Source organism: Streptomyces sp. NPDC001292 (assembly GCF_042896465.1).
GTDB lineage: Bacteria > Actinomycetota > Actinomycetes > Streptomycetales > Streptomycetaceae > Streptomyces.
In genome coordinates this window covers 52,435-77,987 of sequence record NZ_JBIAXG010000001.1, presented here as the reverse complement: position 1 = coordinate 77,987, position 25,553 = coordinate 52,435, and the positions used below count along the sequence as shown (strand labels likewise).

The 25,553-nt window shown below is 74.2% G+C and carries 17 protein-coding genes; 14 read left to right on the top strand and 3 right to left on the bottom strand.

The features are described 5' to 3' along the window. Positions 1-30 precede the first annotated feature (30 nt). The 14 genes from ACFY4A_RS00315 to ACFY4A_RS00250 all read left to right on the top strand — a co-directional run bounded on the left by ACFY4A_RS00315 (position 31) and on the right by ACFY4A_RS00250 (position 22,533). Complete coding sequence (locus tag ACFY4A_RS00315; protein WP_390827175.1) at positions 31-1,242, top strand: ROK family protein; 1,212 nt, start codon at positions 31-33, stop codon at positions 1,240-1,242. A gap of 113 nt (positions 1,243-1,355) precedes the next feature. After that, entirely contained in the window at positions 1,356-2,621 is a 1,266-nt protein-coding gene (locus tag ACFY4A_RS00310) for a 6-phospho-beta-glucosidase (RefSeq protein WP_390827174.1), read from the top strand. Then, positions 2,612-3,583 carry an N-acetylglucosamine kinase gene (locus ACFY4A_RS00305; RefSeq protein ID WP_390827173.1) on the top strand — a complete coding sequence of 324 codons (972 nt, stop codon included), beginning with the start codon at positions 2,612-2,614 and terminating at the stop codon, positions 3,581-3,583. The genes ACFY4A_RS00310 and ACFY4A_RS00305 overlap by 10 nt, the downstream gene beginning before the upstream one ends. A 267-nt stretch (positions 3,584-3,850) precedes the next feature. Next, a complete protein-coding gene (locus ACFY4A_RS00300; protein ID WP_390827172.1) occupies positions 3,851-5,290 on the top strand; it encodes a hypothetical protein in 1,440 nt (479 codons plus the stop codon). Between the two features lie 35 nt (positions 5,291-5,325). Continuing rightward, complete coding sequence (locus ACFY4A_RS00295) at positions 5,326-6,342, top strand: glutamate ABC transporter substrate-binding protein (RefSeq protein ID WP_390827171.1); 1,017 nt, start codon at positions 5,326-5,328, stop codon at positions 6,340-6,342. Positions 6,343-6,423: 81 nt separating this feature from the next. Next, a complete protein-coding gene (locus ACFY4A_RS00290) occupies positions 6,424-7,725 on the top strand; it encodes a hypothetical protein (RefSeq protein WP_390827170.1) in 1,302 nt (433 codons plus the stop codon). An 8-nt stretch (positions 7,726-7,733) separates the two neighbouring features. Further along, positions 7,734-10,307 carry a tetratricopeptide repeat protein gene (locus ACFY4A_RS00285; protein ID WP_390827169.1) on the top strand — a complete coding sequence of 858 codons (2,574 nt, stop codon included), beginning with the start codon at positions 7,734-7,736 and terminating at the stop codon, positions 10,305-10,307. A 3-nt stretch (positions 10,308-10,310) separates the two neighbouring features. Beyond that, the gene (locus tag ACFY4A_RS00280) at positions 10,311-11,945 is read left to right on the top strand and encodes a PP2C family serine/threonine-protein phosphatase (RefSeq protein WP_390827168.1); all 1,635 of its coding nucleotides are present in this window, start codon (positions 10,311-10,313) and stop codon (positions 11,943-11,945) included. Positions 11,946-12,081: 136 nt separating this feature from the next. Next, positions 12,082-13,428 (top strand): VWA domain-containing protein, encoded by a 1,347-nt coding sequence (locus ACFY4A_RS00275; protein WP_390827167.1) that lies wholly within the window; start codon positions 12,082-12,084, stop codon positions 13,426-13,428. A 93-nt stretch (positions 13,429-13,521) separates the two neighbouring features. Continuing rightward, on the top strand, positions 13,522-14,826 hold the full coding sequence (locus ACFY4A_RS00270) for an FHA domain-containing protein (protein ID WP_390827166.1): 1,305 nt from the start codon (positions 13,522-13,524) through the stop codon (positions 14,824-14,826). Positions 14,827-14,939: 113 nt separating this feature from the next. After that, the gene (locus ACFY4A_RS00265; protein WP_390827165.1) at positions 14,940-15,344 is read left to right on the top strand and encodes a globin; all 405 of its coding nucleotides are present in this window, start codon (positions 14,940-14,942) and stop codon (positions 15,342-15,344) included. A gap of 152 nt (positions 15,345-15,496) precedes the next feature. Then, entirely contained in the window at positions 15,497-18,766 is a 3,270-nt protein-coding gene (locus tag ACFY4A_RS00260) for an FtsX-like permease family protein (protein ID WP_390827164.1), read from the top strand. Position 18,767: 1 nt separating this feature from the next. Continuing rightward, entirely contained in the window at positions 18,768-21,524 is a 2,757-nt protein-coding gene (locus ACFY4A_RS00255) for an ABC transporter permease (protein WP_390827606.1), read from the top strand. Positions 21,525-21,573: 49 nt separating this feature from the next. After that, positions 21,574-22,533 (top strand): ABC transporter ATP-binding protein, encoded by a 960-nt coding sequence (locus ACFY4A_RS00250; RefSeq protein ID WP_390827163.1) that lies wholly within the window; start codon positions 21,574-21,576, stop codon positions 22,531-22,533. A 10-nt stretch (positions 22,534-22,543) separates the two neighbouring features. Here ACFY4A_RS00250 and ACFY4A_RS00245 read toward each other — a convergent pair whose 3' ends face one another. Genes ACFY4A_RS00245 through ettA form a run of 3 tightly spaced genes read right to left on the bottom strand, consistent with a single transcriptional unit; the run spans position 22,544 to position 25,386 of the window. Then, complete coding sequence (locus tag ACFY4A_RS00245) at positions 22,544-23,269, bottom strand: hypothetical protein (RefSeq protein WP_390827162.1); 726 nt, start codon at positions 23,267-23,269, stop codon at positions 22,544-22,546. Continuing rightward, positions 23,266-23,712 (bottom strand): acyl-CoA thioesterase, encoded by a 447-nt coding sequence (locus tag ACFY4A_RS00240; protein ID WP_390827161.1) that lies wholly within the window; start codon positions 23,710-23,712, stop codon positions 23,266-23,268. Before ACFY4A_RS00240 ends, ACFY4A_RS00245 begins: the two co-directional genes overlap by 4 nt. A gap of 9 nt (positions 23,713-23,721) precedes the next feature. Further along, a complete protein-coding gene (gene ettA / locus ACFY4A_RS00235) occupies positions 23,722-25,386 on the bottom strand; it encodes an energy-dependent translational throttle protein EttA (RefSeq protein ID WP_390827160.1) in 1,665 nt (554 codons plus the stop codon). Between the last annotated feature and the right edge of the window lie 167 nt (positions 25,387-25,553).

The window sequence follows — 25,553 nt, the reverse complement described above, 5'->3', positions numbered from 1 at the left end:
TATTGCGGCGGAGGGCAGGTGGCGACACGCATGGCAGGAACCGCCGGCACGCCGGGCACCCCACGCGTCCTGCGCGCCATGAACGACCGTGCAGCCCTGGACCTCCTGCTGGAGCACGGGCCGCTGTCACGCACCCGGATCGGCAAGCTGACCGGTCTGTCCAAGCCGACCGTCTCCCAGCTCCTGGCCCGCCTGGAGGCCGCCGGGCTGGTCCTCGCCACGGGGACCAGCAGGGGACGCCCGGGCCCCAACGCCCAGCTGTACGCGGTCAATCCGGCCGCAGCCCACGTCGCGGGGCTGGATGTCAACCCCGTCCGCATCCGCGCCGCCGTCGCCGACATCACCGGCCGCACCGTCGGCGAGTACGAACTGCCGACCCCCGGCCGGCGTCCCTCCCAGCCCGTCGTACGGCAGGTCACCGACGCCCTCGACGGCGCGGTGAAGGCGGCGGGGCTGGCCCGCGGCGACGTGCACCGGCTGGTCATCGGCACCCCCGGCGCCTTCGACCCCAACACCGGCCGCCTGCGCTACGCCTCCCACCTGCCCGGCTGGCACTCCCCCACCCTGCTCGACGAACTCGCCGCCGCCCTGCCGATGCCGGTGGAGTACGAGAACGACGTCAACCTCGTGGCCATGGCCGAGCAGCGGCTCGGCGCGGCGCGCGGCCACCGGGACTTCGTGCTGCTGTGGAACCAGGAGGGCCTCGGCGCCGCCCTGGTGATCGGCGGCCGGCTGCACCGCGGCTGGACCGGCGGCGCCGGCGAGGTCGGCTTCCTGCCGGTGCCGGGCACCCCGCTGGTCCGCCAGGTCACCAGGGCCAACAGCGGCGGCTACCAGGAGCTGGCCGGCTCCCAGGCGCTGCCGAAACTGGCCCGGGAGCTGGGCATCGTGGACCTGCCCACGGGATCCGCCGCCGAGGCCGCCGCCGCACTCGTCGCCCGCGCCGCCGACCACGCCACCGGCCTCGACCGCACGCTCCTGACGAGGTACGCGACCCGGCTCGCGACCGGTCTCGCCTCCCTCGTCTCCGTCCTCGACCCCGAACTCGTCGTCCTCAGCGGCGCCTCGCTCACCGCCGGCGGCGAGGTGCTGCGCGCCCTGGTCCAGGCCGAACTGGAGGAGCTCGCCGCCCCCCGGCCGCGCCTGGTGGTCGCCGACCTCCGTGAACACCCCGTGCTGCGCGGCGCGTTGGAGAGCGCGCTCGCGACCACCCGCGACGAGGTCTTCGACACCTCGCGCTGACCGCCGTACCGGCCCCGTACCCGCCCCACCCCCTCCTCACCGCCCGCCCGTCCCAGGGAGATCCAGCCATGATCGAGGGTGTCACCCTCACCGGAGTAAAGGGTTGAACAGCTATGAAACTCACCGTGGTCGGCGGCGGCTCGACCTACACCCCCGAACTCGTCGACGGTTTCGCGCGCCTGAGGGACACCCTGCCCGTCGAGGAACTCGTACTGGTGGACCCGGCGGCTGACCGGCTGGAGCTGGTCGGCGGACTGGCCCGCCGTATCTTCGCCCACCAGGGCCACCCGGGCCGTGTCGTCACCACCTCCGACCTGGACGCGGGCATCGACGGCGCCGACGCGGTGCTGCTCCAGCTGCGCGTCGGCGGTCAGGCGGCCCGGCAGCAGGACGAGACGTGGCCCCTGGAGTGCGGCTGCGTCGGCCAGGAGACCACCGGCGCGGGCGGTCTGGCCAAGGCCCTGCGCACGGTCCCGGTGGTCCTGGACATCGCCGACCGCGTCCGCCGCACCAACCCGAACGCCTGGATCATCGACTTCACCAACCCGGTCGGCATCGTCACCCGCGCCCTGCTCCGGGCCGGCCACCGGGCGGTCGGCCTGTGCAACGTGGCGATCGGCCTCCAGCGCAAGTTCGCGGGGATGCTCGGCCTCGCGCCCGCCGACGTCCACCTGGACCACGTGGGCCTGAACCACCTCACCTGGGAGACGGGGGTGCGCCTGGGCGGCCCGGAGGGTGAGGACGTACTCCCCCGGCTCCTGGCCGAGCACGGCGGGACGATCGCCGGCGATCTGCGCCTGCCCCGCCGGCTCCTGGACCGTCTGGGCGTGGTCCCCTCCTACTACCTGCGCTACTACTACGCGCACGACCAGGTCGTGGAGGAGCTGCGCACCAAGCCGTCCAGGGCGGCCGAAGTGGCCGCGATGGAGCGGGAGTTGCTGACGATGTACGGCGACCCGGCCCTGGTGGAGAAGCCGGCCCTGCTCGCCAGGCGGGGCGGCGCCTACTACTCGGAGGCGGCCGTGGACCTGGCGGCGGCCCTGCTGGGCGGCGGGGGCAACCCGTACCAGGTGGTGAACACGTTCAACAAGGGCACCCTGCCCTTCCTCCCGGACGACGCGGTGATCGAGGTGCAGGCGGCGGTGGGCTCCAAGGGCCCGGTCCCCCTCCCCGTCTCCCCCGTGGACCCGCTGTACGCGGGCCTGATGGCCGATGTGACGGCGTACGAGGACCTGGCCCTGGAGGCGGCTCTGCGCGGCGGCCGGGACCGGGTCTTCCGCGCCCTCCTCTCGCACCCCCTGATCGGCCAGTACGCCCACGCCGAGAGCCTCACCGACCAACTGGTCGCGCACAACCGGGAGTACCTCGCGTGGGTCTGACCGCAAGCGTCCTCGCGATCGACGCGGGCAACAGCAAGACCGACGTCGCGGTCGTGGCGGCCGACGGGCGCGTCCTCGCCACGGCCCGCGGCGGCGGGTTCCGGCCGCCGGCCGTGGGCGTCGAGACCGCGGTGGACGCCCTGGGGGAAACGGTCCGGCGGGCGTACGCGCAGGCCGGCGTCACCGGCGCCGGCCATGTCTCGGCGTGCCTGGCCAACGCCGATCTGCCCGTTGAGGAGGAGCAGTTGGCGTCGGCCCTGCACGCGCGCGCGTGGGGCACGACGGTGGAGGTCCGCAACGACACGTTCGCGATCCTGCGCGCGGGCGTGGCCGAACCGCGTGGGGTCGCGGTCGTCTGCGGCGCCGGCATCAACTGCGTCGGCATGCTCCCGGACGGCAGCACCGCGCGCTTCCCCGCGCTCGGCCGGGTCTCCGGCGACTGGGGCGGCGGCTGGGGCCTGGCGGAGGAGGCCCTGTGGTACGCGGCGCGCGCGGAGGACGGCCGCGGAGCGCCCACGGCCCTGTCCCGCACCCTCCCCGCCCACTTCGGGCTGGACTCCATGTACGCCCTCATCGAGGCGCTGCACCTGGGGCACGTCGGCCACCACCGCCGCCACGAACTGGCCCCGGTCCTGTTCGCCACGGCCGCGCAGGGCGATCCGGTCGCCCGCGCGATCGTCGACCGCCAGGCCGAGGAAGTGGTGGCCATGGCCACGGTCGCCCTGACCCGCCTCGGCCTGCTCGCCGAGGAGACCCCGGTCCTCCTCGGCGGCAGTGTCCTCGCCGCCCGCCACCCCCGGCTCGACGACGCCGTCCGCGATCTCCTCGCCGCCCGCGCCCCCAAGGCGGTCCCGCGGGTCGTCACGGCCCGTCCGGTCCTGGGCGCGGCCCTCCTGGGCCTGGACCACGTGGGAGCGCCGGCGGCCGCCCAGGAAAGGGTGCGGGCCCACTTCGAACAGTGAGGGACGGCGCGCCTCCCGCGGGCGCGCACGGGGCGGGTGCCGGCGCGGGGGTGGGGCCGCCGCGTACGGCGGCCGGGGGGAGCGGGCCGGGCCGTCCGCGCGCCGCGGGCGCGAGGGGAACCGAACTGATTCCCCCGGCGTGTTCATGGGCAAGGGGTGGTACGGGGCCAGCGCACCGCGGCCCGGCCGGGATCCGGTGAAGGCCGGTGCGGATGTCGGTCCTGGCAGCGATACTTGCGGCGACGATGACCACGGGGGAGGTCAACAGTGACACAACCGCCGACGAGCAGCTCGGCGCCGCCGGGCCCGGGCCTGCCCACGCTGCCGGCGGTTCCGCCGCAGCCCGCGGCCCCCGCCGCCCGGCCCGCGCCGCCGCGCCGCACGGCCTTCGCCGAGGGTGCCGAGCGCCTGCGCGCCGCCGCCACCACGGAGCCCGGCCGCCTCCGCATCATCGGCGCCGTACTCGCGCTCCTCGTCGTGGCCTTCGGTGCCGTCACCGCCCTGCAGACCACCGACCGCGCCACGGCCGCCGACGACGTCCTGCACCGCAGCCAGCCGCTCAGCTCCGACGCGGCGGACATCTACCGCTCGCTCGCCGACGCCAACACCATGGCCACCAGCGGCTACCTGGCCGGCCTCCAGGAGACGACGGCCACCCGCGAGCGCTACGAGTCCGACGTGCGCACGGCCGCCGCCAAGCTGGTCACCGCCGCCGCCAACTCCGCCCCCGGCAGCCCCTCCGCGGCCACCGTCACCAAGCTCAACGAACTCCTGCCGCGCTACAAGGGCCTGGTCGAGTCCGCCCGCGCCAACAACCGCCAGGGCTTCCCGGTGGGCGGCGCGTACCTGCGCGCCGCCAACGACACCATGCAGAACGAGATGCTCCCGGCGGCCGAGGACCTGTACCAGAAGGAGAACCAGCGGCTGCGCTCCGACTACGGGGACGCGACACCGTACCCGTGGGCCGCGATCGCCCTCGGCGTCGTCGCCCTGGCCGCCCTCGCCTGGGCCCAGCGGCGCAACTACCTGCGGACCAACCGGGTGCTCAACCACGGCTTGGTCGCCGCCACCGCCGCCACCACCGTCGTCCTGCTGTGGCTGGTGATCGGCCACAGCGTCGCGCGCGCGGGACTCAACGGCTCCCACACGCACGGCGTGCGCTCGCTGAACGTGCTGCACGACGCCCGTATCGCCTCCCTCAAGGCCCGCAGCGACGAGAACCTGACCCTCGTCAGCCGCGGCGCGGAGACCAAGACACTGAAGGACGGCACGGTCATGGACGCCTACGACTGGGCGTACGACCAGGAGATCGGCACCCTCGCCCGGGCGCTGGCCCGGGCCGGCGCCCTCGCCGAGGACCCGGCGGGCAGGAAGCCGGTGAACACGGCGAACGAGTCGATGAAGGTCTGGAAGTCCCGGCACGAACTGGCCCGCCGGGCCAACGACTCCGGCGACTACCAGAAGGCACGCGACCGGGTCGTCGGCACCACGGCCAAGGACCGGGCGGAGTCGACGGGTGAGTGCTTCGACAACGTCGACTCCTCCCTCGCGTCGGCACTCACCCATGAGACGGGCAGGTTCCGGCAGGCCGCGGAGAACGGCCGGGCCGCCATGACAGGCCTGCCCGTCGGCTCCGCGGTGCTCGCGGTGCTCGGCGCGGCCGGCGCGGTGCTGGGCATCGGGCGCAGGCTTTCGGAGTACCGGTGAAAGGGAGCGTGGCAGCGGTGAAAGGGGGCGTGGTGATGCGAGCACGACGTCTGCGGGCCGGCCTGAAGGGCTGGGGCGGTGTCGGTGCGATGGCGGCAGTCTGCGCCCTGGCGCTGGCGTTCGTCCTGCTGCTGCCGCGCACCCAGCCGGACGGGGCGGGCGGCCCCGCCATGAGCGGCCCGCGAGCCGCGCAGGGCACGCAGTCCAAGGCGGACGACTGCCAGGACAGCCAGGCCCAGAACCTGAGCCTGTCCCCGTCCGGCGCCGGCGGCCCCACGCTGAACGCCATCCGGTCGCGCGGATACCTGACGGTCGGCGTGGACCAGAACAGCTACCGCTGGGGCTACCGCAACCCGAACAACGCCTCCGGCGCGCTGGAGGGCTTCGACATCGACCTCGTGCACCGCGTCGCCGAGGACATCCTCGGCGACGCGGACAAGGTCCAGTTCAAGGCCATCCCCACCAACGAGCGGATACCCGCGATCCGCAGCGGCCGGGTGGACATGGTGGTGCGCACCATGACCATCACCTGCGACCGGCTGAAGCAAGTGGCGTTCTCCGCCCCCTACTTCCAGACCGGCCAGCAGGTCCTGGCCCCCAAGACCTCGGACATCACGGGCTACGACGGCTCCCTCGCCGGGAAGAAGATCTGCTCGGCGACCGGCTCCACGGCCTACGACCACCTGTCCGCCGACACCAACGACGGCAGGCTCCCCGCGTCCACCGACATCACCACCACCGTCCCCAACCAGTTGGACTGCCTGGTGCGGCTGCAACTCGGCGAGGTGGACGCGGTGGTGACGGACGGCGCGCTCGCCGCCAGCCAGGCCGCGCAGGACCCCACGGTGGCCTTGAAGGGCGCCTCCTTCACCAAGGAGTTCTACGGTGTGGCCATGAAGCTCGGTGCCGACGATCTGGTCCGCCAGGTCAACCGGACACTGGAGAACTACCGCAAGGACGGGGGCTGGAAGGCGTCGTACGGCACGTGGCTGTCCGCCACGCTGGGTAAGGACTCACCGTCGGCCACCGCGCCGACGCCGGCCTACCGGTGACCGGTCACCGGCCCGAGCGCCGCCGACGGACCGGCACAACCCGACAGCACACAGGCGACACGCAGCAGCGAGAGGTGATCGATGGGCGTCACGGACCCCGCCGGGCCGGTGATGGACCGGGACGAGGTGGACCGTGCGCTGGCGCGGCTCGGCGCGGAGCACGAGGCCATCGAGACCTCGTTGCTCGCCCTTCAGGACCACGCGGGCCGCAGACTCCTGGAGGGCGCCGAACTGACCGGTGTCACCAAGGAGCGCTGGGCGGCCACGGAGGCGTCGATCACGCTGCTGTGGGCGTACTTCGACGCCTACAGCGGCGCTCTGCGCACCGCCCGTGAGATCCGCGCCCGCCGCCGCTGGTCCAGCCGCGAGGACCTGGTGGAGCTGACCGAACTGCTGCGCGGCGAGTCCGTCACCGTCCCCGGCGCCGCTGCCGCGCCCGCGCTGCCCGGTCCCGGCCGGCTCAGCCAGAGCTTCTCCCTGGCCACGCTGGTGGACCGGATGAACGAGCTGTACGCGGCCGGTCTGGACATGGTGGTCGCCGCCGACGCGGTGTGGTCGGCGCTGCCCGCCCGGATCGATCTGCTGGCCGCGGAGCTCCAGCGCACCCGCCGGCTCGCGCACTCGGTCGGCGTCCGCCCCGGCGAGCACCCGGCGGGCGACGACCTGGAGCGCGTCACGCGCACGCTGACGAAGCTGCGCGCGGAGGTGATCTCCGATCCGCTCGCCTTCTGGATACCCGCGCAGGGCAGTTCGGCGCCGGGCGGGGGACGGCCGGACACCACGGTGTACGACCGGGAGGCGCGGGCGCTGGACGAGGTGCGCCGGGAGATCGAGGCCGTGCTCGGAGTCCGGCAGGACGCCGAGCAGCGGCTGATCAGGCTGCGGGACGTGCTCTCGCGCGCGGACCGCACGCTCGCCGAGGCGCGCACCGCGCGCGGCGAGGTGCTGGCGAAGATCGCCGCCACGGAGGTGCCGGTGGTCAGCGGTCCGCCGACCGCCCTCCAGGAGCAGCTGGCGACGGCCGCCGAGTACCGCAGGCAGGCCCGGTGGCACCGGCTGTCGCCGCTGCTGGAGTCGCTGGAGCAGAAGGCGGAGGACGAACTCCAGCGCGCCCGCGAGTCGTTGACTGCGGTCACCGCGCCGCTGGCGGTCCGTGCCGAGCTGCGCGGACGGCTGGACGCGTACAAGGCGAAGGTCGCCCGGCACGGCCTGGCGGAGGACCCGCTGCTGGTCGAGCGGTACGACGCGGCGCGCCGCGTGCTGTGGAGCGCGCCCTGCGACCTGCGGGTGGCCGAACAGGCCGTGCTGCGCTACCAGCAGGCGGCGGCCGAGCTGCTCGTCGGCTCCCGGGTGCCGGAGCAGGGCGGGCCCGAGGGACGGTAGGGGGAGTCATGAGTCAGGCGGGGCAGACCTGTCAGCGGCCGGACTGCGGCGGGACGTACGAGGACGTCGGCGGCGGCGAGCTGTACTGCGACACGTGCGGTCTCGCGCCGGTCGTGTCGGCATTGGGGCCTCCCCTGCCCGAGCGCGGTCGAGAGCTTGGGGAAGGCATGGTGGGTTCGCCGCCCACCGGCGTCACCGGCGGCGGCCGGGACTCGCGGGGTTCGGCGGGCAGCGGCGGCTCGGCCTCCAGCGCCCGCAGTTCCCGTACGTCGTCGCAGTCGTCGAAGTCGCGCCGCTCGGTGTCGGGACGGCTCTCGCGGTCGCTGTCGGGCAAGGCGACCGGCCGCTCGGTGTCGGTGCGCAGCTCCGGCTCCACGACGGGCTCCTCCGGCCGCGGCCGGCTGGGCGCGGGTCTGGTGCAGGTGCCGCAGGTACCGCGGCCCGACCCGCGTTCGATGGTGCTCGAGAATCCCGAGGTGCCGGAGCGCAAGCGGTTCTGCTCGCGCTCGGACTGCGGTGCTCCGGTCGGGCGCGCGCGGGGGGACCGCCCGGGCCGTACGGAGGGCTTCTGCACCAAGTGCGGGCACCCGTACTCCTTCGTGCCCAAGCTGAGGGCCGGGGACATCGTCCACGGCCAGTACGAGGTCGCGGGCTGTCTGGCGCACGGCGGCCTGGGCTGGATCTACCTCGCCGTGGACCGGGCCGTGTCCGACCGCTGGGTGGTGCTCAAGGGCCTGCTGGACACCGGCGACCAGGACGCGATGGCGGCGGCGATCTCCGAGCGGCGGTTCCTGGCGGAGATCGAGCACGCCAACATCGTGCGGATCTACAACTTCGTCGAGCACCTCGACCAGCGCACCGGCTCCCTCGACGGCTACATCGTGATGGAGTACGTCGGCGGCAAGTCGCTGAAGGAGATCGCCAACTCCCGCCGCACCCCGGAAGGCAGACGCGACCCGCTGCCGGTGGAGCAGGCCTGCGCGTACGGCATCGAGGCCCTGGAGGCGCTCGGCCATCTGCACAGCCGCAACCTGCTGTACTGCGACTTCAAGGTCGACAACGCGATCCAGACCGAGGACCAGCTCAAGCTGATCGACATGGGCGCGGTACGCCGTATGGACGACGACGAGTCGGCCATCTACGGCACGGTCGGCTACCAGGCGCCCGAGGTCGCCGAGGCCGGCCCGTCGGTGGCCAGCGACCTGTACACGGTGGGCCGTACGCTGGCCGTGCTCACCTTCGACTTCCAGGGCTACACGAACGTCTTCGCGGACTCCCTGCCCGACCCGGACAACATAGAGGTCTTCCGCCGGTACGAGTCCTTCTACCGGCTGCTGGTCCGTGCCACCGACCCCGACCCGGCCCGCCGGTTCGCCTCGGCGCAGGAGATGTCCGAGCAGCTCACGGGCGTGCTGCGGGAGGTCGTGTCCTTGCAGACCGGCCGGGCGCAGCCGGCCCTTTCGACGCTGTTCGGCCCGGAACTGCGGGTGACGGACACGGAGCTGTTCCCGAAGCTGGACGGGGACGTGTCCCGGCTGGGGGCGCGGGCGACACGCTCGAGCAGATCGGCCCCGGCCCTCGAGGCCGGTACAGCGAACGGCCACGCCGCCCCGGACACGCCGAACGCCCCGGCTACCCCTGCGCTCGTCAAGCCCGTCGACACGCCCGCCGCCGCGCTGGCCCTGCCGGTCCCGCACGTCGACCCGGGTGACCCGAACGCGGGTTTTCTGGCAGGCCTGTTGACGTCCGCGCCCGGCGAACTGGCGCACGCGCTCGCGGCGGCGCCCACGCAGTCGGCCGAGACCCGGCTGCGCCAGGTCAGGGCCCGGCTGGAGACCGGCGAACCGGCCACCGCGCTGGAGGTGCTGCGCCGACTGGAGCAGCAGCACCCGGACGACTGGCGGGTCGTCTGGTACCGGGGCGTGGCCTCCCTGGTCACCGGCGACCACGAGGAGGCGGCCCTCGCCTTCGACGCGGTCTACGACGCCTTCCCCGGTGAGGTCGCACCGAAGCTGGCGCTGGGCCTGTGCGCCGAGGTGCTCGGCCAGCTCGACAACGCCGCCGAGTACTACCGCCTGGTGTGGTCGACCGACCCGAGCCAGGTCAGCGCCGCGTTCGGCCTGGCCCGCGTGCAGCTCGCCACCGGCGACCGGCACGGCGCGGTACGCACCCTGGAGTCCGTTCCGGAGTCCTCCATCCACTACACGGCGGCGCGCGTGGCGGCCGTACGGGCACGGCTGCGGCACCGTACGGCGGCGGCTTCCGACACGCCGTTCCTGGACGATCTGACGGCCGCCTCAGGGCAGGTCGAGGCACTTCAGGCCTACGGTCTGGACCCCGCGCGGCGCGAACGGTTGTCGGCGGAAGTCCTCGGCTGCGCCCTGGACTGGGTACTCTCCGGGGGCCGGGCCACCGACCCGGCCGCCCGGCGGGTGCTGCTCGGCAGCGACCTGGACGAGCGGGGACTCCGCTTCGGCCTGGAGCGTTCGTACCGCACGCTGGCCCGGCTGGCCCCCGGTGGCGAGGAGAGGATCGACCTGGTGGAACGTGCCAACCGTTACCGCCCCCGGACGTGGGTGTAGTTGATGTCGCAGATGCACCAGCAGGCCGCGCTGCCGAAGTGCCCGAACTGCGCGGAGCCGCTCGAATCGGGTGACCGCTTCTGCGGCGCGTGCGGGTACGACCTGTCCGCGGCCGCCGCGGAACCGGGCGACACGCCGACGCTCACCATGGACCGCGGCGCGGTGCCGCGCCCGGCCGGCCCCGGCGAGTGTGCCGACGACGCCGTATGGCCGCGCGCACCGCACCCGGACGCCTCCGGGGCCCCACCGCGGCTGCACCTGCCGACGGACCTGCCGAGCACGGACTCGAGCGGCTCCCCGCTGCCGGCACCGGCACGGCAGCCGCAGGCTCAAGCCCAGGCCCGGGCGGCGGTTCAGCAGCAGCCGCACCCGGCGGTGCAGACCCCGCGGCAGCCAGAGGCGACGGCTCAGCCCCAGCCGCAGCCCCAGCCGCAGCCCCAGCCGCAGGCGCAGCCGCCAGCCCAGGCCCAGGCTGCGGTCCGGCCGCATCCGCAGCCGGCCGCTCAGCCTCCGCGACAAGCGCAGCCACAGGCCGCAGTTCAGGGACAACCGCAGCAAGGCCGGCCGCAGCAAGGCCAGGGTCAGCCGCCGCTCTCCGGGGCGCCCGCCTCGGGCGTGCGGTTGGACCGGCCGACGGAGCCCGACGAGTACCCCTTGCAGGCGCCGGACCCGCGCGTGCCCGCCGACGCCGCCACCCCGGGCGAGGCCGCCCCGGGCGAGGCCACCGCGGTGTGCGTGGCCTGCCGGGCCGGCCGGGTCGACAGCGACGGCTACTGCGAGAACTGCGGACACGCCCAGCCGCGCGAACGCGACCACATGGAGCAGGAGTCGGGCCCGATCGCCGCCGTCAGCGACCGCGGCCTGCGCCACCACCGCAACGAGGACGCCTTCGCCCTCGGCCGCACAGCGCTGCCCGACGGCTCGCCCGCCCTCGCGGCGATCGTCTGCGACGGCGTGTCCTCCGCGACCCGCCCCGACGACGCCTCCCTGGCCGCCTCACGAGCGGCGAGCGAGTCGCTGCTGGCCGCCCTGCCCCGGGGCACGCACCCGCAGCAGGCCATGCACGACGCGATCGTCGCCGCCGGGCAGGCGGTCGACGCACTCGCCGGGGAGCCCTCGCCGGCCGGCCGGCACTCCGCCCACCAGAACGCGCCGGCCTGCACGTTCGTCGGCGCGGTCGTCACCTGCGGACTGCTGGTCGTCGGCTGGGTCGGCGACAGCCGCGCCTACTGGGTGCCGGTGGACCGCGCCGCGCCCCCGGCCCGGCTCACCGAGGACGACTCGTGGGCCGCGCAGATGGTCTCCGCGGGCCTGATGTCCGAGGCGGAGGCGTACGCCGACGAGCGCGCCCACGCGATCACCGGCTGGCTCGGCGCGGACGCCTACGAGCTGGAGCCGCACACCGCCTCGTTCAAGCCGGACCGGCCGGGAGTGGTCGTGGTGTGCACGGACGGGCTGTGGAACTACGCCGAGACGGCCCGGGAGATGGCCGAGGCCGTCCCCACCGACGCCGCCGTGCGCCCGCTGCACAGCGCCCGGGTCCTGGTCGGCCACGCTCTGGACGGCGGGGGCCACGACAACGTAACAGTGGCCGTCCTGCCGTTCCCGGCCGCGCCGCAGGGGGCAGGATCGGCCTGAGGGACGTACGCCGGGACGCGTGACGGAAACCCCCGGCCGAGTCCTCGGCGCGGGGAAGCTCCAAGGGCCGGCGGGGGCCGGTCCCTTCACAGTCGTCGTCCCCGTTCACGGGGTCCAGAGGGGGATCTGGGAAGGCATGGCGAATTTCTCGAAGTCCAGCGTGCCGCAGTTCTCGGTGGACGTGTACCAGAACGAGTACCTGCCGGAGGGCGGCCGGGAGGTCAACGCGATCGTCACGGTCACCGCGACCGGCGGCGGCACGATCGGCAGCGCGGTCGCGGCACCGCACCTGTACACGCCCGGGCAGGGGCCGTCCGCGGCGGTGGCGATCATGGTCGACTGCTCGGGTTCGATGGACTACCCGCCGACCAAGATGCGCAACGCCCGGGACGCCACGGCCGCCGCGATCGACACCCTGCGCGACGGCGTGCACTTCGCGGTGATCGGCGGCACGCACGTGGCCAAGGAGGTCTACCCGGGCGGCGGCCGGCTCGCGGTCGCCGACGCGACCACCCGCGACCAGGCCAAGCAGGCGCTGCGCAGACTCAGCGCGGGCGGCGGCACGGCCATCGGCACCTGGCTGCGGCTGGCCGACCGGCTGCTGTCCTCGGCCGACGTCACCATCCGGCACGGCATCCTGCTCACCGACGGCCGCAACGAGCACGAGTCGCCCGAGGACCTCAGGCGGGCGCTCGACGATTGCGCGGGACGCTTCACGTGTGACGCGCGGGGCGTGGGCACCGACTGGGAAGTGAAAGAAGTCACACAGATCGCCTCCGCGCTGCTCGGCACCGCCGACATCGTCGCCGACCCGGCGGGCCTGGCCGCCGACTTCACGCGGATGATGGAGACGGCGATGGGCAAGGAGGTCGCGGACGTCCGGCTGCGGGTGTGGACGCCGCTGGGCACGGCCATCAAGTTCGTCAAGCAAGTCGCCCCGGCCGTCGAGGAGTTGACCGACCGCCGGGCCGAGGCGGGCCCGCGCGCCGGGGACTATCCCACCGGCTCCTGGGGGGACGAGTCCCGCGACTACCACCTCTGCGTGGAGGTGCCCGCGGCCGGCATCGGGCAGGAGATGCTCGCCGCCCGGGTCTCCCTGGTGGTGCCCAAACCGGATGGAACGGTGCAGAACCTCGGCGCCCAGGGCCTGGTACGGGCCGTGTGGACCGACGACATGACCGCCTCCACCTCGATCAACCCCCAGGTGGCCCACTACACCGGGCAGGCCGAACTGGCACAGGTCATCCAACAGGGTCTCGACCTTCGCAAAGCGGGCGATATCGATGGAGCAACGGCCAAACTGGGCCGGGCGGTTCAGCTCGCCGGCGCCTCGGGGAACGCGGATACTGCGAAACTGCTTGCGAAGGTAGTGGACGTGGTCGACGCCGCGACGGGTACTGTGCGACTGAAAGCGAAGGTGGAGGAGGCCGACGAGATGACTCTCGAGACCCGGTCCACCAAGACCGTTCGTGTGAAGAAGTGACGCGGGAAGACCGCGGAAGACAACGAGCCCGGCCCCTCGGGGTTGGAGAAATCCGGCCGCACCGGCCGGAAAAGGAGAGGGGGAAGCGCCGACATGCCGACCTGCCCGAACGGACACCAGTCGGGTTCCGACGACTGGTGCGAGGTGTGCGGTCACCGCATGGCCGGTGCCGTGCCTCCGCCTCCGCCGCCACCCCCGGTCGGGGGCTACGGCTTCCCGCCCGCGCCGGGGCCCGGCGGCCCCGGTCAGCCGGGTGTGCCCGGCGTGCCCGGTGGGCGCCCGCACCTGTCCGCCGTAGCGGACCCCGAGCCGGAGCTCTGCCCGCAGTGCCGTACACCCCGCGAGGGCGGCGCGCCGTTCTGCGAGGAGTGCCGGTGGAACTTCCTGACGAACACGGCGACCTCGTACACGCCGGCGGCGCCGCCCCCGCCGGCGCCCGGCCCCGGTCCCGGCCCCCGTTTCCCGCAGCCGCCCGGCCCGGCCTTCGGCGGCGACTCGTTCGAGTACCAGGGCTCCCGGCCCTCCCAGGTGAACCGGCCCGCCGAGCCGATCCCGCACGCCCCGCCCTTCGGCACCGAGCCCCCGGGCCGCCCCGGCCCGCCGAACTTCGGCACCGAGCCCCCGGGCCGCCCCGGCCCGCCGAACTTCGGCACCGAGCCCCCGGGCCGCCCCGGCCCGCCGAACTTCGGCGCCGACCCGTCCCGGCCGGTTCCGCCGCCGCCCGGTGCCCCCGGAGCGCCCGGTGGCGCCCCGCAGGCGTTCCAGCAGCCCGGCCCGCCGGCTCCGCCCGCGTTCCCGCAGGAGACGGGCCGGCCGCAGCACGGCGGTGACGACGACTGGGTGATCTCCCCGCCGTCGTCCGCGGGACCGTCCGGTCCGGGCGCCCCTGGCCGGACGGGCCCCGGCCAGGGGGGCGGCTACGGCTACCCGCAGCCGGGTGCCACCCAGGCCCCGCCGGGACCGGCCTTCCCGCAGCAGCCGCAGCAGCAGCCCGCGACCTGGACGGCGACGATCGGTCCGGACCGCGACTACTTCATGGCGATGATGCAGCGCTCCGGCCCCGAGGCCGCCGGCCTGAACCTGCCCGCGTACTCGCCCGAGCAGCAGCGCACGCTCAGCGGCAACCAGGTCACCATCGGCCGCCGCCGGCACTCCACCGGCGACACCCCCGACATCGACCTGTCGGTCCCGCCGGAGGACCCGGGCGTCTCCCACCAGCACGCGGTGCTGGTCCAGCAGCCCGACGGCAGCTGGGCGGTGGTCGACCAGAACTCGACCAACGGCACCACGGTCAACGGCTCGGAGGACCCCATCCAGCCCTTCGTGCCGGTCCCCCTCCAGGACGGCGACCGCGTGCACGTGGGCGCGTGGACGACGATCACGATCAGGCGCGGCTGAGACCCCGCCCGGATCACGCGGATCACGTCGGGACCGGTGGTCCCGGTCCCTGTCGTCGAAGCGGCGGGACCTAGGCCTCCGGTCCTCGTCCGGCCGTCTGAGAGCATGGACGGGTGAATGAGATTCGGCGTGGCACGCTTCAGGAGCAGACCTTCTACGAGCAGGTCGGCGGCGAGGAGACCTTCCGCCGGCTGGTCCACCGTTTCTACGAGGGGGTGGCCGGGGACCCCGAGTTGCGGGCGATGTATCCCGAGGAGGATCTGGGACCGGCCGAGGAGCGCCTGAGGCTGTTCCTGATCCAGTACTGGGGCGGTCCGACGACGTACGGCCAGCGGCGCGGCCATCCGCGGCTGCGGATGCGGCACGCGCCCTTCCAGGTCGACCGGGCGGCGCACGACGCCTGGCTGCGGCACATGCGGGTGGCCGTCGACGATCTCGGCCTGTCGCAGGAGCACGAGCAGACGCTGTGGAACTACCTGACGTACGCGGCGGCGTCGATGGTGAACACGCCCGACTGAGCCGCCGCGCAGGCACCTGAGTACCGGGTTCCGGTCGTTCGGCGCCGGATTCCGATCACGATCCGGTCAAGCTCGGCCCAGCAACGCTTACCCGCGTCGTGTTCCCTCTGACAACATCGCCGAAAGGCCTGGGCGGCGGCAGGGGGAGCCGGGTGGCGGGGTTCACGGGATTCGTCCTGCTGCGAGCGCGCGCGCACCGGCTGCTGCTGGCCGCCGCGTTGCTCACGGTCCTGCTGACCACGGCGGTGCTGGCGACGCTCACCGCCTACTCCGGCGCGATCGGCGACGCGGCGCTGCGCCACTCCCTGCGGGACCCGCGCAACGCCGCCGACGCCACCTTGGTGGTCCGCGGCCACACACCGCCCGAGGGGCGCGCGGCCGCCGACGCCGCCGTACGCGAGCAGACGCGCAAGGCCTTCGACGGGCTGCCCGTCACCGTGCGCACGCTGGTGCGCTCCGGCCCCTACGGCCTGCCCCTGTCACTGCGGCCCCCGGCAGAGCGCTCGGGCGACCCGGACCTGACCTACTTCGCTGCCATGGACCCCACGCAGGTGCGGCTCGTCTCCGGACGTCTCCCCCGCGAGACGGCGACGGGTGACCTCGAGGTCGCGCTGCCGCAGACCGCCGCGCAGCGCCTCGGGCTGAAGCCCGGCGCCCGGCTCGCCCTCACCGACCGCCTCGGCGGCCGGAAGGCCCACGTGCGGATCACCGGGCTCTACCGCCCCGCCCGCGCCGACGCGCCGTACTGGCGGCTGGACGAACTGGGCGGCCGCGGCGTCCGCAAGGTCGGCTTCACGATGTACGGGCCGTTGCTGACCGGCCCCGGCGTCGTCACCGGCGGCAGGGTGAGCGCGGGACAGACCGCGTGGCAGGCTTCGGCGGACTTCTCCAGGCTGACGACCGGGCGGATCGGGTCGCTGCGCGACGCGGTGCGCGAGGGTGCCGCGTCCCTGCGGAAGTCCGCCGCGGTGGGCGGCGCCCCGGAGGTCACGACCTCGCTGCCCGGTGTCCTCGACCGGATCGACCGCTCGCTGCTCGTGGCCCGCTCGACCCTGCTGATCGCCGTGCTCCAGCTGGCGTTGCTCGCCGGCTACGCGCTGCTGCTGGTGGCCCGCCTGCTGAGCACCGAACGCGGCGCGGAGACCCGCCTGCTGCGGGCCCGCGGCGGCTCCCGTGCCCGGCTCGCGGGCCTCGCCGCCACGGAGGCGCTGCTGCTCGCCGTGCCCGCTGTGGCCTGCGCGCCGCTGCTGGCAGGGCCGCTGACCGGGCTGCTGGCCGGGCAGGGCGCCCTGGCCCGGATCGGACTGCACCCGGACGTCTCCGCGACCGGGCGCCCCGGTGTCTGGCTGGTGGCGGCCGCCGTGGCGCTGGGCTGCGCGATGGCGGTGACGCTGCCCGCGCTGACCTCATCGTTCACGGCCGGCTCGCGGGCCCGTACGCTGCCCGCGCCGCTGCGCGCCGGCGCGGACCTGGGGCTGCTGGCGGTGGCCGGTGTGGCGTACTGGCAGCTGAACCGGCAGCCCTCCGGCGCGGTCGGCGGCGACCTCACGGGCACGCTCGGCATCGACCCGCTGCTGGTCACCGCGCCCGCGCTGGCCCTGCTGGCGGGAACCGTGCTGACCCTGCGGCTGCTGCCGCCGGTGGCCCGGCTGGCCGAGCGCCGCGCGACAGCAGGCCGCGGACTGCCGGCCGCGCTGGCGGGCTGGCAGTTCAGCCGGCGCCCGATGCGCGGGGCCGGTCCGGTGCTGCTGCTCGTACTCGCCATCGCGCTGGGCATGCTGGCGATCGGTCAGGGTGCTTCCTGGGACCGCTCGCAGGACGACCAGGCCGACTTCCGGGCGGGTGCGCCGGTACGCGTGCTCGCCGCCGGGGAAGCAGGCCTCGGCCGCACCGAGCAGTACGCGGCCGTCCCCCACGTGCGCGCCGCCGCCCCCGCCGTCCGCACCACGCTGCCGCTGTCCGGCGATCGCGCCGCGACCGTGCTCGCGCTGGACACCGCGAACGCGGCGGACACGATGCTGATGCGCCCCGACCTGGCGTCCGATCCCGTACGGCCGCTGCTGGCGGGGCTCGCGCCGAAGAGCCCGACGGCGGGGCTGAAGCTGCCCGCCGGGACGGCCCGCCTGCGGCTGACGACCACCATCCGCGGCGCCGGTGCCGGGAGTTCCGCGGACGTGGGCGCCACCGTCGAGGACCGCTACGGAGTCCCGTACCGGATGCCGCTCGGCGCGCTGCCCGCCGACGGCCGCCCCCGCCCGCTGGACCTGGACCTCCCCGCCGCCACGGGCCCACTGATCCTCACCGGCCTCGACCTGACCCTGCTCCAGCCCGTCGACCACGCCGAGCGGCACCACCTCACCGTCTCCGAGGCGACCGCGACCGGCGCCGACGGGACGGAACGGCACCTCAGCCTGCCGACGGCCTGGAAGGCGACATCGGCCGCCACCGGCGCCGACCCCACCCCCTACGGCGACAACACCCCGGCCGCACCCGCCGTGACATCATCCAGCCCGCTGACCGTCGCCTACGGCACCGGATACGTGCCGCGCGACCAGAGCTGGGCGACGGGCACGCTGACCCTGCGGCTCCAGGTCGCGCAGCCCGCGCAGCCGGAGATCGCGGCCCTGGCGACCGACCGCTTCCTGGCCTCCACGGGCGCGCGTGCGGGACAGCGGCTGGACGTGACGTTCGGCGGCCAGAACGTTCCGGTCCGGATCGTCCGCGCGGTACCAAAGCTGCCGACCACGGCCGGTGCCGTCCAGGGCGGTTCCACGGCGCACGACGGCGGAGGCGTGCTGATGGATCTGCGGTCGGTGAACCGGCTGCTCCAGGCGCGCCACGGCGAGAGCGCGGTGCCCACCGAGTGGTGGCTGCGCACCGATGCCGACCAGGCGGCGAGTGTGGCCGCGGACCTGCGGGCACTGCCCGACATCGACCCGGCGCAGGTGATCGTGCGAGAGGAGATCGCCGCCCAGCTGCGCGACGACCCGTTCGGCGCCGGACCCGCGGCCGCGTTCACCGCGGCGGCCGTGGTCGCCGCGGCGCTGGCCGCGGTCGGTTTCGCGGTGAGCGGGGCCGGAGCGCTCAGGGAGCGGCACGCCGAGTTCGCCGTACTGCGCGCCCTGGGCGCCCCGCGCCGCCAACTGGCCCGGACGCTGGCCGCCGAGCAGGGCGTGCTGCTGGCCCTGGCGCTGACGGTCGGCGTGGCCCTGGGCACCGTGCTGGCCCGGGCCGTGATCCCGCTGATCGTCCTGACCGGGCAGGCCACGAAACCGATGCCCACCGTCCTGGTCGAACTTCCGGTCGCCCAGGTGGCCCTGCTGCTGGCGGCCGTCGCCGCCGCGCCGCTCGTCGTCACTGCGGTGCTGACCCTGCGCCGGCCCGACCCGGCACTGTCCCTTCGAGACCGCGGAGGTGAGTGAGCTGAACGCCGTCACTCCCGCCTGGGTCCGGGTACGCCTGCGCACCGCGCCGGGTGCCGCGGCCGCCCTCGCCCTGCTGGTCGCGCTGACCGCGTGCCTGGCGGCCGCGTTCCCGCGCGCAGTCGACCGGTACGAGGACGCCGGCCTGGTCCGGGCCGTCGACCGGGCGACCCCGAATCGCACCACCCTGTTGATGTACGCCCCGCAGCCCGGCCTCCAGCTCACGCAGCGGGAACGGCAACAGGCGCTGCTCCCGCCGGTCATGGGCCGCCAGCACACCGCCGTCCTCGGCACCGTCCGACGGCCGCTCGCCGCCGACCCCGGCCAGTCGGCGTACGGGGTGCTGACCGGCAAGGAACTCACCGTCCCCGACCGCTGGCTCCCGCGGCCCAACGGGCTGCCCCCGAAGATGCGCCTGGTCGCGCAGAGCGGACTGGCCGCGCACTCCTCGGTGCGCACGGGCCGGCTGCCGCGGGCGAACGGTGAGGTGACGGCGGCGACCGAGGAGGTGGAGGCCGCCGTGACCGCCGAGACGGCCAGAAGCCTGCACATCGAGGCCGGCTCGGTCATCCACGTACCCGCCGTGTCCCGCCCCCCGCTGACCGTGCGTGTCACCGGCATCCTGACGCCGCGTGAGCCGGACGGCGCGTACTGGGCGACGCAGTCCCTGATGCGCACCCCGGCGCTGGTCCCCGTGAACCCGACCGACCCGCTCTCGGAGAAGTACTGGCTCGGCGCCCTGCTGTTCCCGCCCGAGGCGGCCCCCGCCATGCTGGGCACCGAGGGCCAGCCGATCCGCTACTGGCAGGTGGCCCCCGACACCCGTGCCCTGCACGCCCACGACCTCGACGGCCTGAACTCCGCGGTCGCCGCTCTGAAGTCCGGGCCGGGCCTGGGACAGGTACGCACGGCCACCGACCTGGCCGCGCAGGTGAGCACCGACCTCGACGACGTGCTCGTCTCCTACGGCCGCCTCAGGTCCGGTGTCGGCCCGCTGGTCGCGGTCGCCGCCGTCGGCAGCGCGACGGTCGCCGCCGTCGTCCTGCTGATGGCCGGTGGCCTGGCCGCCGACCGCCGCCGCTCCGAACTCACCCTGCTGCGCGCCCGCGGCGCCTCCCTGACCGGTCTGACCTGCCGGCTGCTCGCCGAGACGGCGGTGGTCGCCGTGCCCACCGGGGCGCTCGGACTCGGCGCGGCCCTGCTCGCCGTCCCCGAGGGCCGCCTGGGCTACGCGGTCCTCGCGGCCGCGGCGGTCACCGCCGTCGCCTGTGCCGCGCTGCCCGTGCGCGCGCTGGTCGCGCACCGCGTGGTCCGCGTCCACGGACCGCGCGAGGACACGGTGTCCGTACGCCCCTCCCGGCGCCGTACGGTCGCCGAGCTGACGCTGCTGGTGATCGCGGCGGGAGCGGTGGAGGCGCTGCGGCGGCACGGAGTATCGGGACCGTCGGGGGATGCCGGCGCCTCGGGCGGGTCGGGGGACCAACTGGTGTCCCTGGCCCCGGTGCTGGTGGGCGTGATCGCGGCCCTGGTGCTGGTCCGCCTGTACCCGTTGCCGCTGCGCTGGCTGATGCGTCCGGCCGGCCGGCTGCGCGGGGCGGTGGGCCATCTGTCCCTGGCCCGCGCGGGCCGTTCCTCCGTCTCGGCGGTACTGCCCCTGCTGGCGCTGCTGACCGCGCTCACCACCGCCGCCTTCGGCGGTTCGGTGCTGGCGGGAGTGGCCGGCGCCCGCGACCAGGCGGCCCTCCTCGCCGTCGGCGCCGACGCCCGCGTCGAGGACACCGGCGCCCTGCCGGCCGGGCTGGCCGACCAGGTCCGCCGGACACCGGGCGTACGGGGACTCACCGAGGTGAGCGTCGACTCCCTGGCCAAGGGGGGAGCGGACCTGACCCGGGTGTCCCTGGCGGGCGTCGACCCGGCGTCGTACGCGTCCCTGGCCGGGAGCACCGGGCTCGGCGTCTTCCCCGAGCAGCAGCTGCGGCGCCCGGCCGACGGCCCCCGGGCCCCGCTGCCGGCACTGGCCTCCCCCTCGATCGCCGACATGTACGGCACCCAGCCCTTCGCCCTGATGCTGGGCGACGGTACCGAGGTCAGCGTCCGGATCGTCGCCGTCCGGGACCGGACCCCTGCCGTGGTCGGCACCAGCTTCCTGGTCGTGGACCGGGCCGGGCTGAACCGGGAGGCGGCCCGTACGAACACGCTGCTCCTGACCGGCGGCCACCTGGACGGCGGCGCCCTGCGCCGGACCGTGGGCAAGTCGGCGTCCGTGCACCTGCGTTCCGAGGAGCGGGCCCAGTACGTCGACTCGCCCCTCCAGTCCGGCCCCGAGCGCGTCTACGCGGTGGCGGTGGCCGCTGGGGCCGGCTACGCCGTCCTGGCCCTGCTGCTCGCCCTGCTGCGCGCCGCCCCCGAGCGTGCCGCGCTGCTCGCCCGCCTGCGCACGATGGGCCTCACGCGCGCGCAGGGCCGCCGCCTGCTCGTCCTGGAGTCCCTGCCCCAGGCGCTGCTCGCCGCGGCGGGCGGAGCGCTGACGGGCTGGGCGACCGTCCTGCTGCTCTCCCCCGGCGTCGACCTGACGGCCATCGCGCTGCCGTCGACGGCGGCGTCCGTCGGCGGGAACGCGCTGCGGACGGACCCGCTCTCGCTGGCCCTGCCGGCGGCGGCGGTGCTGCTGCTGACCGTGGGGATCGCGGTGGGCCAGGCGTGGTGGACGGGACGCAAGGGATCGGTGCGGGAGTTGAGAGCGGGGGACGCCAGATGAACCGACCGGACCGCCACAGCCGCCGTAGCCGCCGCGCAGGAGAGCCCCGATGACGACGAACCCCACCCTGGCCGACCTGGCCGAGCGCGCCACCGCGAACCGCACCCGCCCGGCCTACGGCCACGACGCGCTGATCAGCTGCGACCGCCTGGTCCGCGTCTTCACCGCCGACGGCGTGGAGGTCCAGGCCCTCCAGGGCCTGGACCTGCTGGTCCGCGAGGGCGAGCTGATGGCCCTCGTCGGCGCGTCCGGCAGCGGCAAGTCGACCCTGATGAACATCCTCGCCGGCCTGGACACCCCCACGGCGGGCGCCGCCCGGGTCGCGGGCAACGACCTGCTCGCCATGACCGCGAAGGACCGCCTCCGCTACCGCCGCGAGGTCGTCGGCTTCGTCTGGCAGCAGACCTCCCGCAACCTGCTGCCCTATCTGACGGCGGCGCAGAACGTCGCCCTGCCCATGCAGTTGTCCGGTTCCCGTGGGCGAAGCCGCCGCGCCAAGGCCGAACGCGCCGTGGAACTACTGCAGTTGCTGGAGGTGGGCGACTGCCGGGACCGCCGCCCCCACCAGATGTCGGGCGGCCAGCAGCAGCGCGTGGCGATCGCGGTGGCCCTCGCCAACAACCCCGCGGTGCTGCTCGCCGACGAGCCCACCGGCGAACTGGACTCCCACACCGGCGAGCAGGTCTTCGCCGCCTTCCGCACCGCCAACGAGCGTCTGGGCACGACCATCGTCATCGTCACCCACGACCAGGCGGTCGCCGGCGAGGTCCGCCGCACGGTCGCCATCCGCGACGGCCGCACCTCCACGGAGGTGCTGCGCCGCAGCGAGGTGGACGCGGCGACCGGCGACGAGAAGCTGGTGAGCCGCGAGTACGCCATGCTCGACCGGGCCGGCCGTCTGCAACTGCCCGCCGAGTACACCCAGGCCCTGGGGATGCGCGACCGGGTGGCGCTGGAACTGGAGCCCGACCACATCGCGGTGCGGCCGGACGACAGCGAGGGGAGCTGACCCGCCGGGTTCAGCGGACGCTGACGTCCAGGGCGCCGAGTCCCGTCTCCGCCCGCCGTACCGCGATCGACCCGTAGGGGGTCCGCAGCCGCAGCCACGTCCCCGACGACAGCAGCGCGAGGTCCTCCTCGCCGGAGGCCGCCGCGGGCCTCGCGGGGTCCCCCTCGCCGACCGCGGCGGGGGGCCTGAGGAACCGCAGCGACTGTGCCGCGTGCACGGCCCGCACGGGCAGTTGGGTCTCGCCGACCAGCCGGGACCAGATCTCCCGCCCGATCCGGTCGAATTCGGCACGCGTGCGGTGCTCCTGCGCCAACTCCTGTGTACGGGAGCGGAACTCGGCGATCGCGGCGGCGACCGCCGCGCCCAGGGCCCCGGCCGGGGGCAGCCCCGGCTCCGTCCGCCAGCCGCCGCGCGGCGGCAGCACACCCGCCCACGGTGGCCCGGTGACCGCCGCCGGGACAGCGGCCGTGGCCGCCGACTCGTCGACGGACTCCAGCAGTTCACCGGCGGAGACGGTCACGTCGAGGGTGGCGTCGGGCTCGTTCCCGTACGGCTCGGCGAGCCGCACCGCGCGCACCGCCAGCACCTCGAAGGACGCCGGCCGCCCGAAGACGGCGAGCGCCGTGCCCGCCGCCTGGAGGCGCACCGCGGCGGAACGGTCGTAGTGCAGCAGCCGGGAGAGGAAGGCGGCGAGGTCGGCCGCCTCCGTCTCGTCGGCGAGGTGGAGGACCGTCATGCGGCGACGGCCTCCTCCTTGTCGCCCGCGTCCGCGGCGTCGTCACCGGTGCCGGCGTCGTCGGTGTACTCCTGGAGGAACTCGCGTTCCTCCGCGGTGATCCGGCGCGGACGCTGCGCCTCGAAGTCGAACGGCACGATCACCGTCGAGGCGCGGACATAGATCTGGTCGCCGTCCTTGACCTCGTAGGCGAGGGTGAAGGACGCCGCCTTGATCTCGGTGACCCACAGCTCGATGTCCACCGGCGTGTGCCGATGGACGAGCTGGCGCTTGTAGTCGATCTCGTGACGCGCCACCACCGACCCCTGCTTGAACTCCTTGTCCGGGCGGAACAGGAAATCGATGCGCGCCTCCTCCAGATAGCGGAGGAACACCACGTTGTTGACGTGGCCGTACGCGTCCATGTCCGCCCAGCGCAGCGGGCAGCGGTAGATGTGGCGCATCTGCTTCGATCAGCCCCGGGTCAGCTTCTTGTAGGTGGCGCGGTGCGGCCGGGCGGCGTCCGGGCCGAGCCGCTCGATCTTGTTCTTCTCGTACGACTCGAAGTTGCCCTCGAACCAGAACCACTTGGAGTCGCCCTCGTAGGCGAGGATGTGCGTCGCCACGCGGTCCAGGAACCACCGGTCGTGGGAGACGACGACGGCGCAGCCGGGGAACTCCAGCAGCGCGTTCTCCAGGCTGGACAGGGTCTCGACGTCGAGGTCGTTGGTCGGCTCGTCGAGGAGCAGCAGGTTGCCGCCCTGCTTCAGGGTGAGCGCGAGGTTGAGGCGGTTGCGCTCTCCGCCGGAGAGCACGCCGGCCGGCTTCTGCTGGTCCGGGCCCTTGAAGCCGAACGCGGACACGTACGCCCGGGAGGGCATCTCGACCTGGCCGACGTTGATGTAGTCCAGCTCGTCGGAGACAACGGCCCACAGCGTCTTCTTCGGGTCGATGTTCTCGCGGCTCTGGTCGACGTAGGAGATCTTGACGGTGTCGCCGACCTTGATGCTGCCGGAGTCCGGCTGCTCCAGGCCCTGGATCATCTTGAACAGCGTGGTCTTGCCCGCGCCGTTCGGGCCGATGACGCCGACGATGCCGTTGCGGGGCAGCGTGAAGGAGAGGTCGTCGATGAGGACCTTCTCACCGAAGGCCTTGTTGAGGTTGTTGACCTCGACGACGACGTTGCCCAGGCGCGGGCCCGGCGGGATCTGGATCTCCTCGAAGTCCAGCTTCCGCATCTTCTCGGCCTCGGCGGCCATCTCCTCGTAGCGGGCCAGACGCGCCTTGGACTTGGCCTGCCGCCCCTTGGCGTTCGACCGCACCCACTCGAGCTCTTCCTTGAGCCGCTTCTGCCGCTTGGCGTCCTTCTGCCCCTCGACCTTGAGGCGGGTGGCCTTGGTCTCGAGGTACTTGGAGTAGTTGCCCTCGTAGCCGTGCAGGCGGCCGCGGTCGACCTCGCAGATCCACCCGGCGACGTTGTCGAGGAAGTACCGGTCGTGGGTGACGGCCACGACGGTGCCCTCGTACTTGGCCAGGTGCTGCTCCAGCCAGTTCACCGACTCGGCGTCGAGGTGGTTGGTGGGCTCGTCCAGCAGCAGCAGGTCGGGCTGCTCGAGGAGCAGCTTGCACAGGGCGACACGGCGGCGCTCACCACCGGAGAGGTTGGTGACGGGCCAGTCGCCGGGCGGGCAGCCCAGGGCGTCCATGGCCTGCTCGAGCTGGGCGTCGAGGTCCCACGCGTTGGCGTGGTCGAGCTCCTCCTGGAGCTTGCCCATCTCCTCCAGCAGCGCGTCCGAGTAGTCGGTGGCCATCTGCTCGGCGATCTCGTTGAACCGGTCGAGCTTGCCCTTGATCTCGGCCACGCCCTCCTGGACGTTCTCCAGGACCGTCTTCTCGTCGTTCAGCGGGGGCTCCTGCAGCAGGATGCCGACGCTGTAGCCGGGCGACAGGTACGCGTCACCGTTGGACGGCTGCTCCAGCCCCGCCATGATCTTCAGCACGGTCGACTTACCGGCACCGTTCGGGCCGACGACGCCGATCTTGGCACCCGGCAGGAAGTTCAGGGTGACGTCGTCGAGAATCACCTTGTCGCCGTGCGCCTTGCGCGCCTTGCGCATGGTGTAAATGAACTCAGCCAAGAGAAACCGTCCGGCAGCTTGAAATCAGGCAGTGGGCAGATACACCCCATCTTGCCGTACCGCCACCCCTGGGCGGAAACCCGTGCGGTCGGGGACCTCTGACCTGGGGTTTCGCTGCTGCCAGCGGTGGCAGGTCTGTCACTGCCGGTCGCCGTTGGCCGGTCTCG

Excerpts from the sequence above, each read along its gene's own strand:
- ACFY4A_RS00285 (WP_390827169.1), top strand. The coding sequence starts at position 7,734 with ATGAGTCAGGCGGGGCAGACCTGTCAGCGGCCGGACTGCGGCGGGACG.
- ACFY4A_RS00250 (WP_390827163.1), top strand. The coding sequence starts at position 21,574 with ATGACGACGAACCCCACCCTGGCCGACCTGGCCGAGCGCGCCACCGCG.
- ACFY4A_RS00240 (WP_390827161.1), bottom strand. The coding sequence starts at position 23,712 with ATGCGCCACATCTACCGCTGCCCGCTGCGCTGGGCGGACATGGACGCG.
- ACFY4A_RS00275 (WP_390827167.1), top strand. The coding sequence starts at position 12,082 with ATGGCGAATTTCTCGAAGTCCAGCGTGCCGCAGTTCTCGGTGGACGTG.
- ACFY4A_RS00315 (WP_390827175.1), top strand. The coding sequence starts at position 31 with ATGGCAGGAACCGCCGGCACGCCGGGCACCCCACGCGTCCTGCGCGCC.
- ACFY4A_RS00310 (WP_390827174.1), top strand. The coding sequence starts at position 1,356 with ATGAAACTCACCGTGGTCGGCGGCGGCTCGACCTACACCCCCGAACTC.
- ACFY4A_RS00280 (WP_390827168.1), top strand. The coding sequence starts at position 10,311 with ATGTCGCAGATGCACCAGCAGGCCGCGCTGCCGAAGTGCCCGAACTGC.
- ACFY4A_RS00270 (WP_390827166.1), top strand. The coding sequence starts at position 13,522 with ATGCCGACCTGCCCGAACGGACACCAGTCGGGTTCCGACGACTGGTGC.
- ACFY4A_RS00295 (WP_390827171.1), top strand. The coding sequence starts at position 5,326 with ATGCGAGCACGACGTCTGCGGGCCGGCCTGAAGGGCTGGGGCGGTGTC.
- ACFY4A_RS00290 (WP_390827170.1), top strand. The coding sequence starts at position 6,424 with ATGGGCGTCACGGACCCCGCCGGGCCGGTGATGGACCGGGACGAGGTG.
- ACFY4A_RS00245 (WP_390827162.1), bottom strand. The coding sequence starts at position 23,269 with ATGACGGTCCTCCACCTCGCCGACGAGACGGAGGCGGCCGACCTCGCC.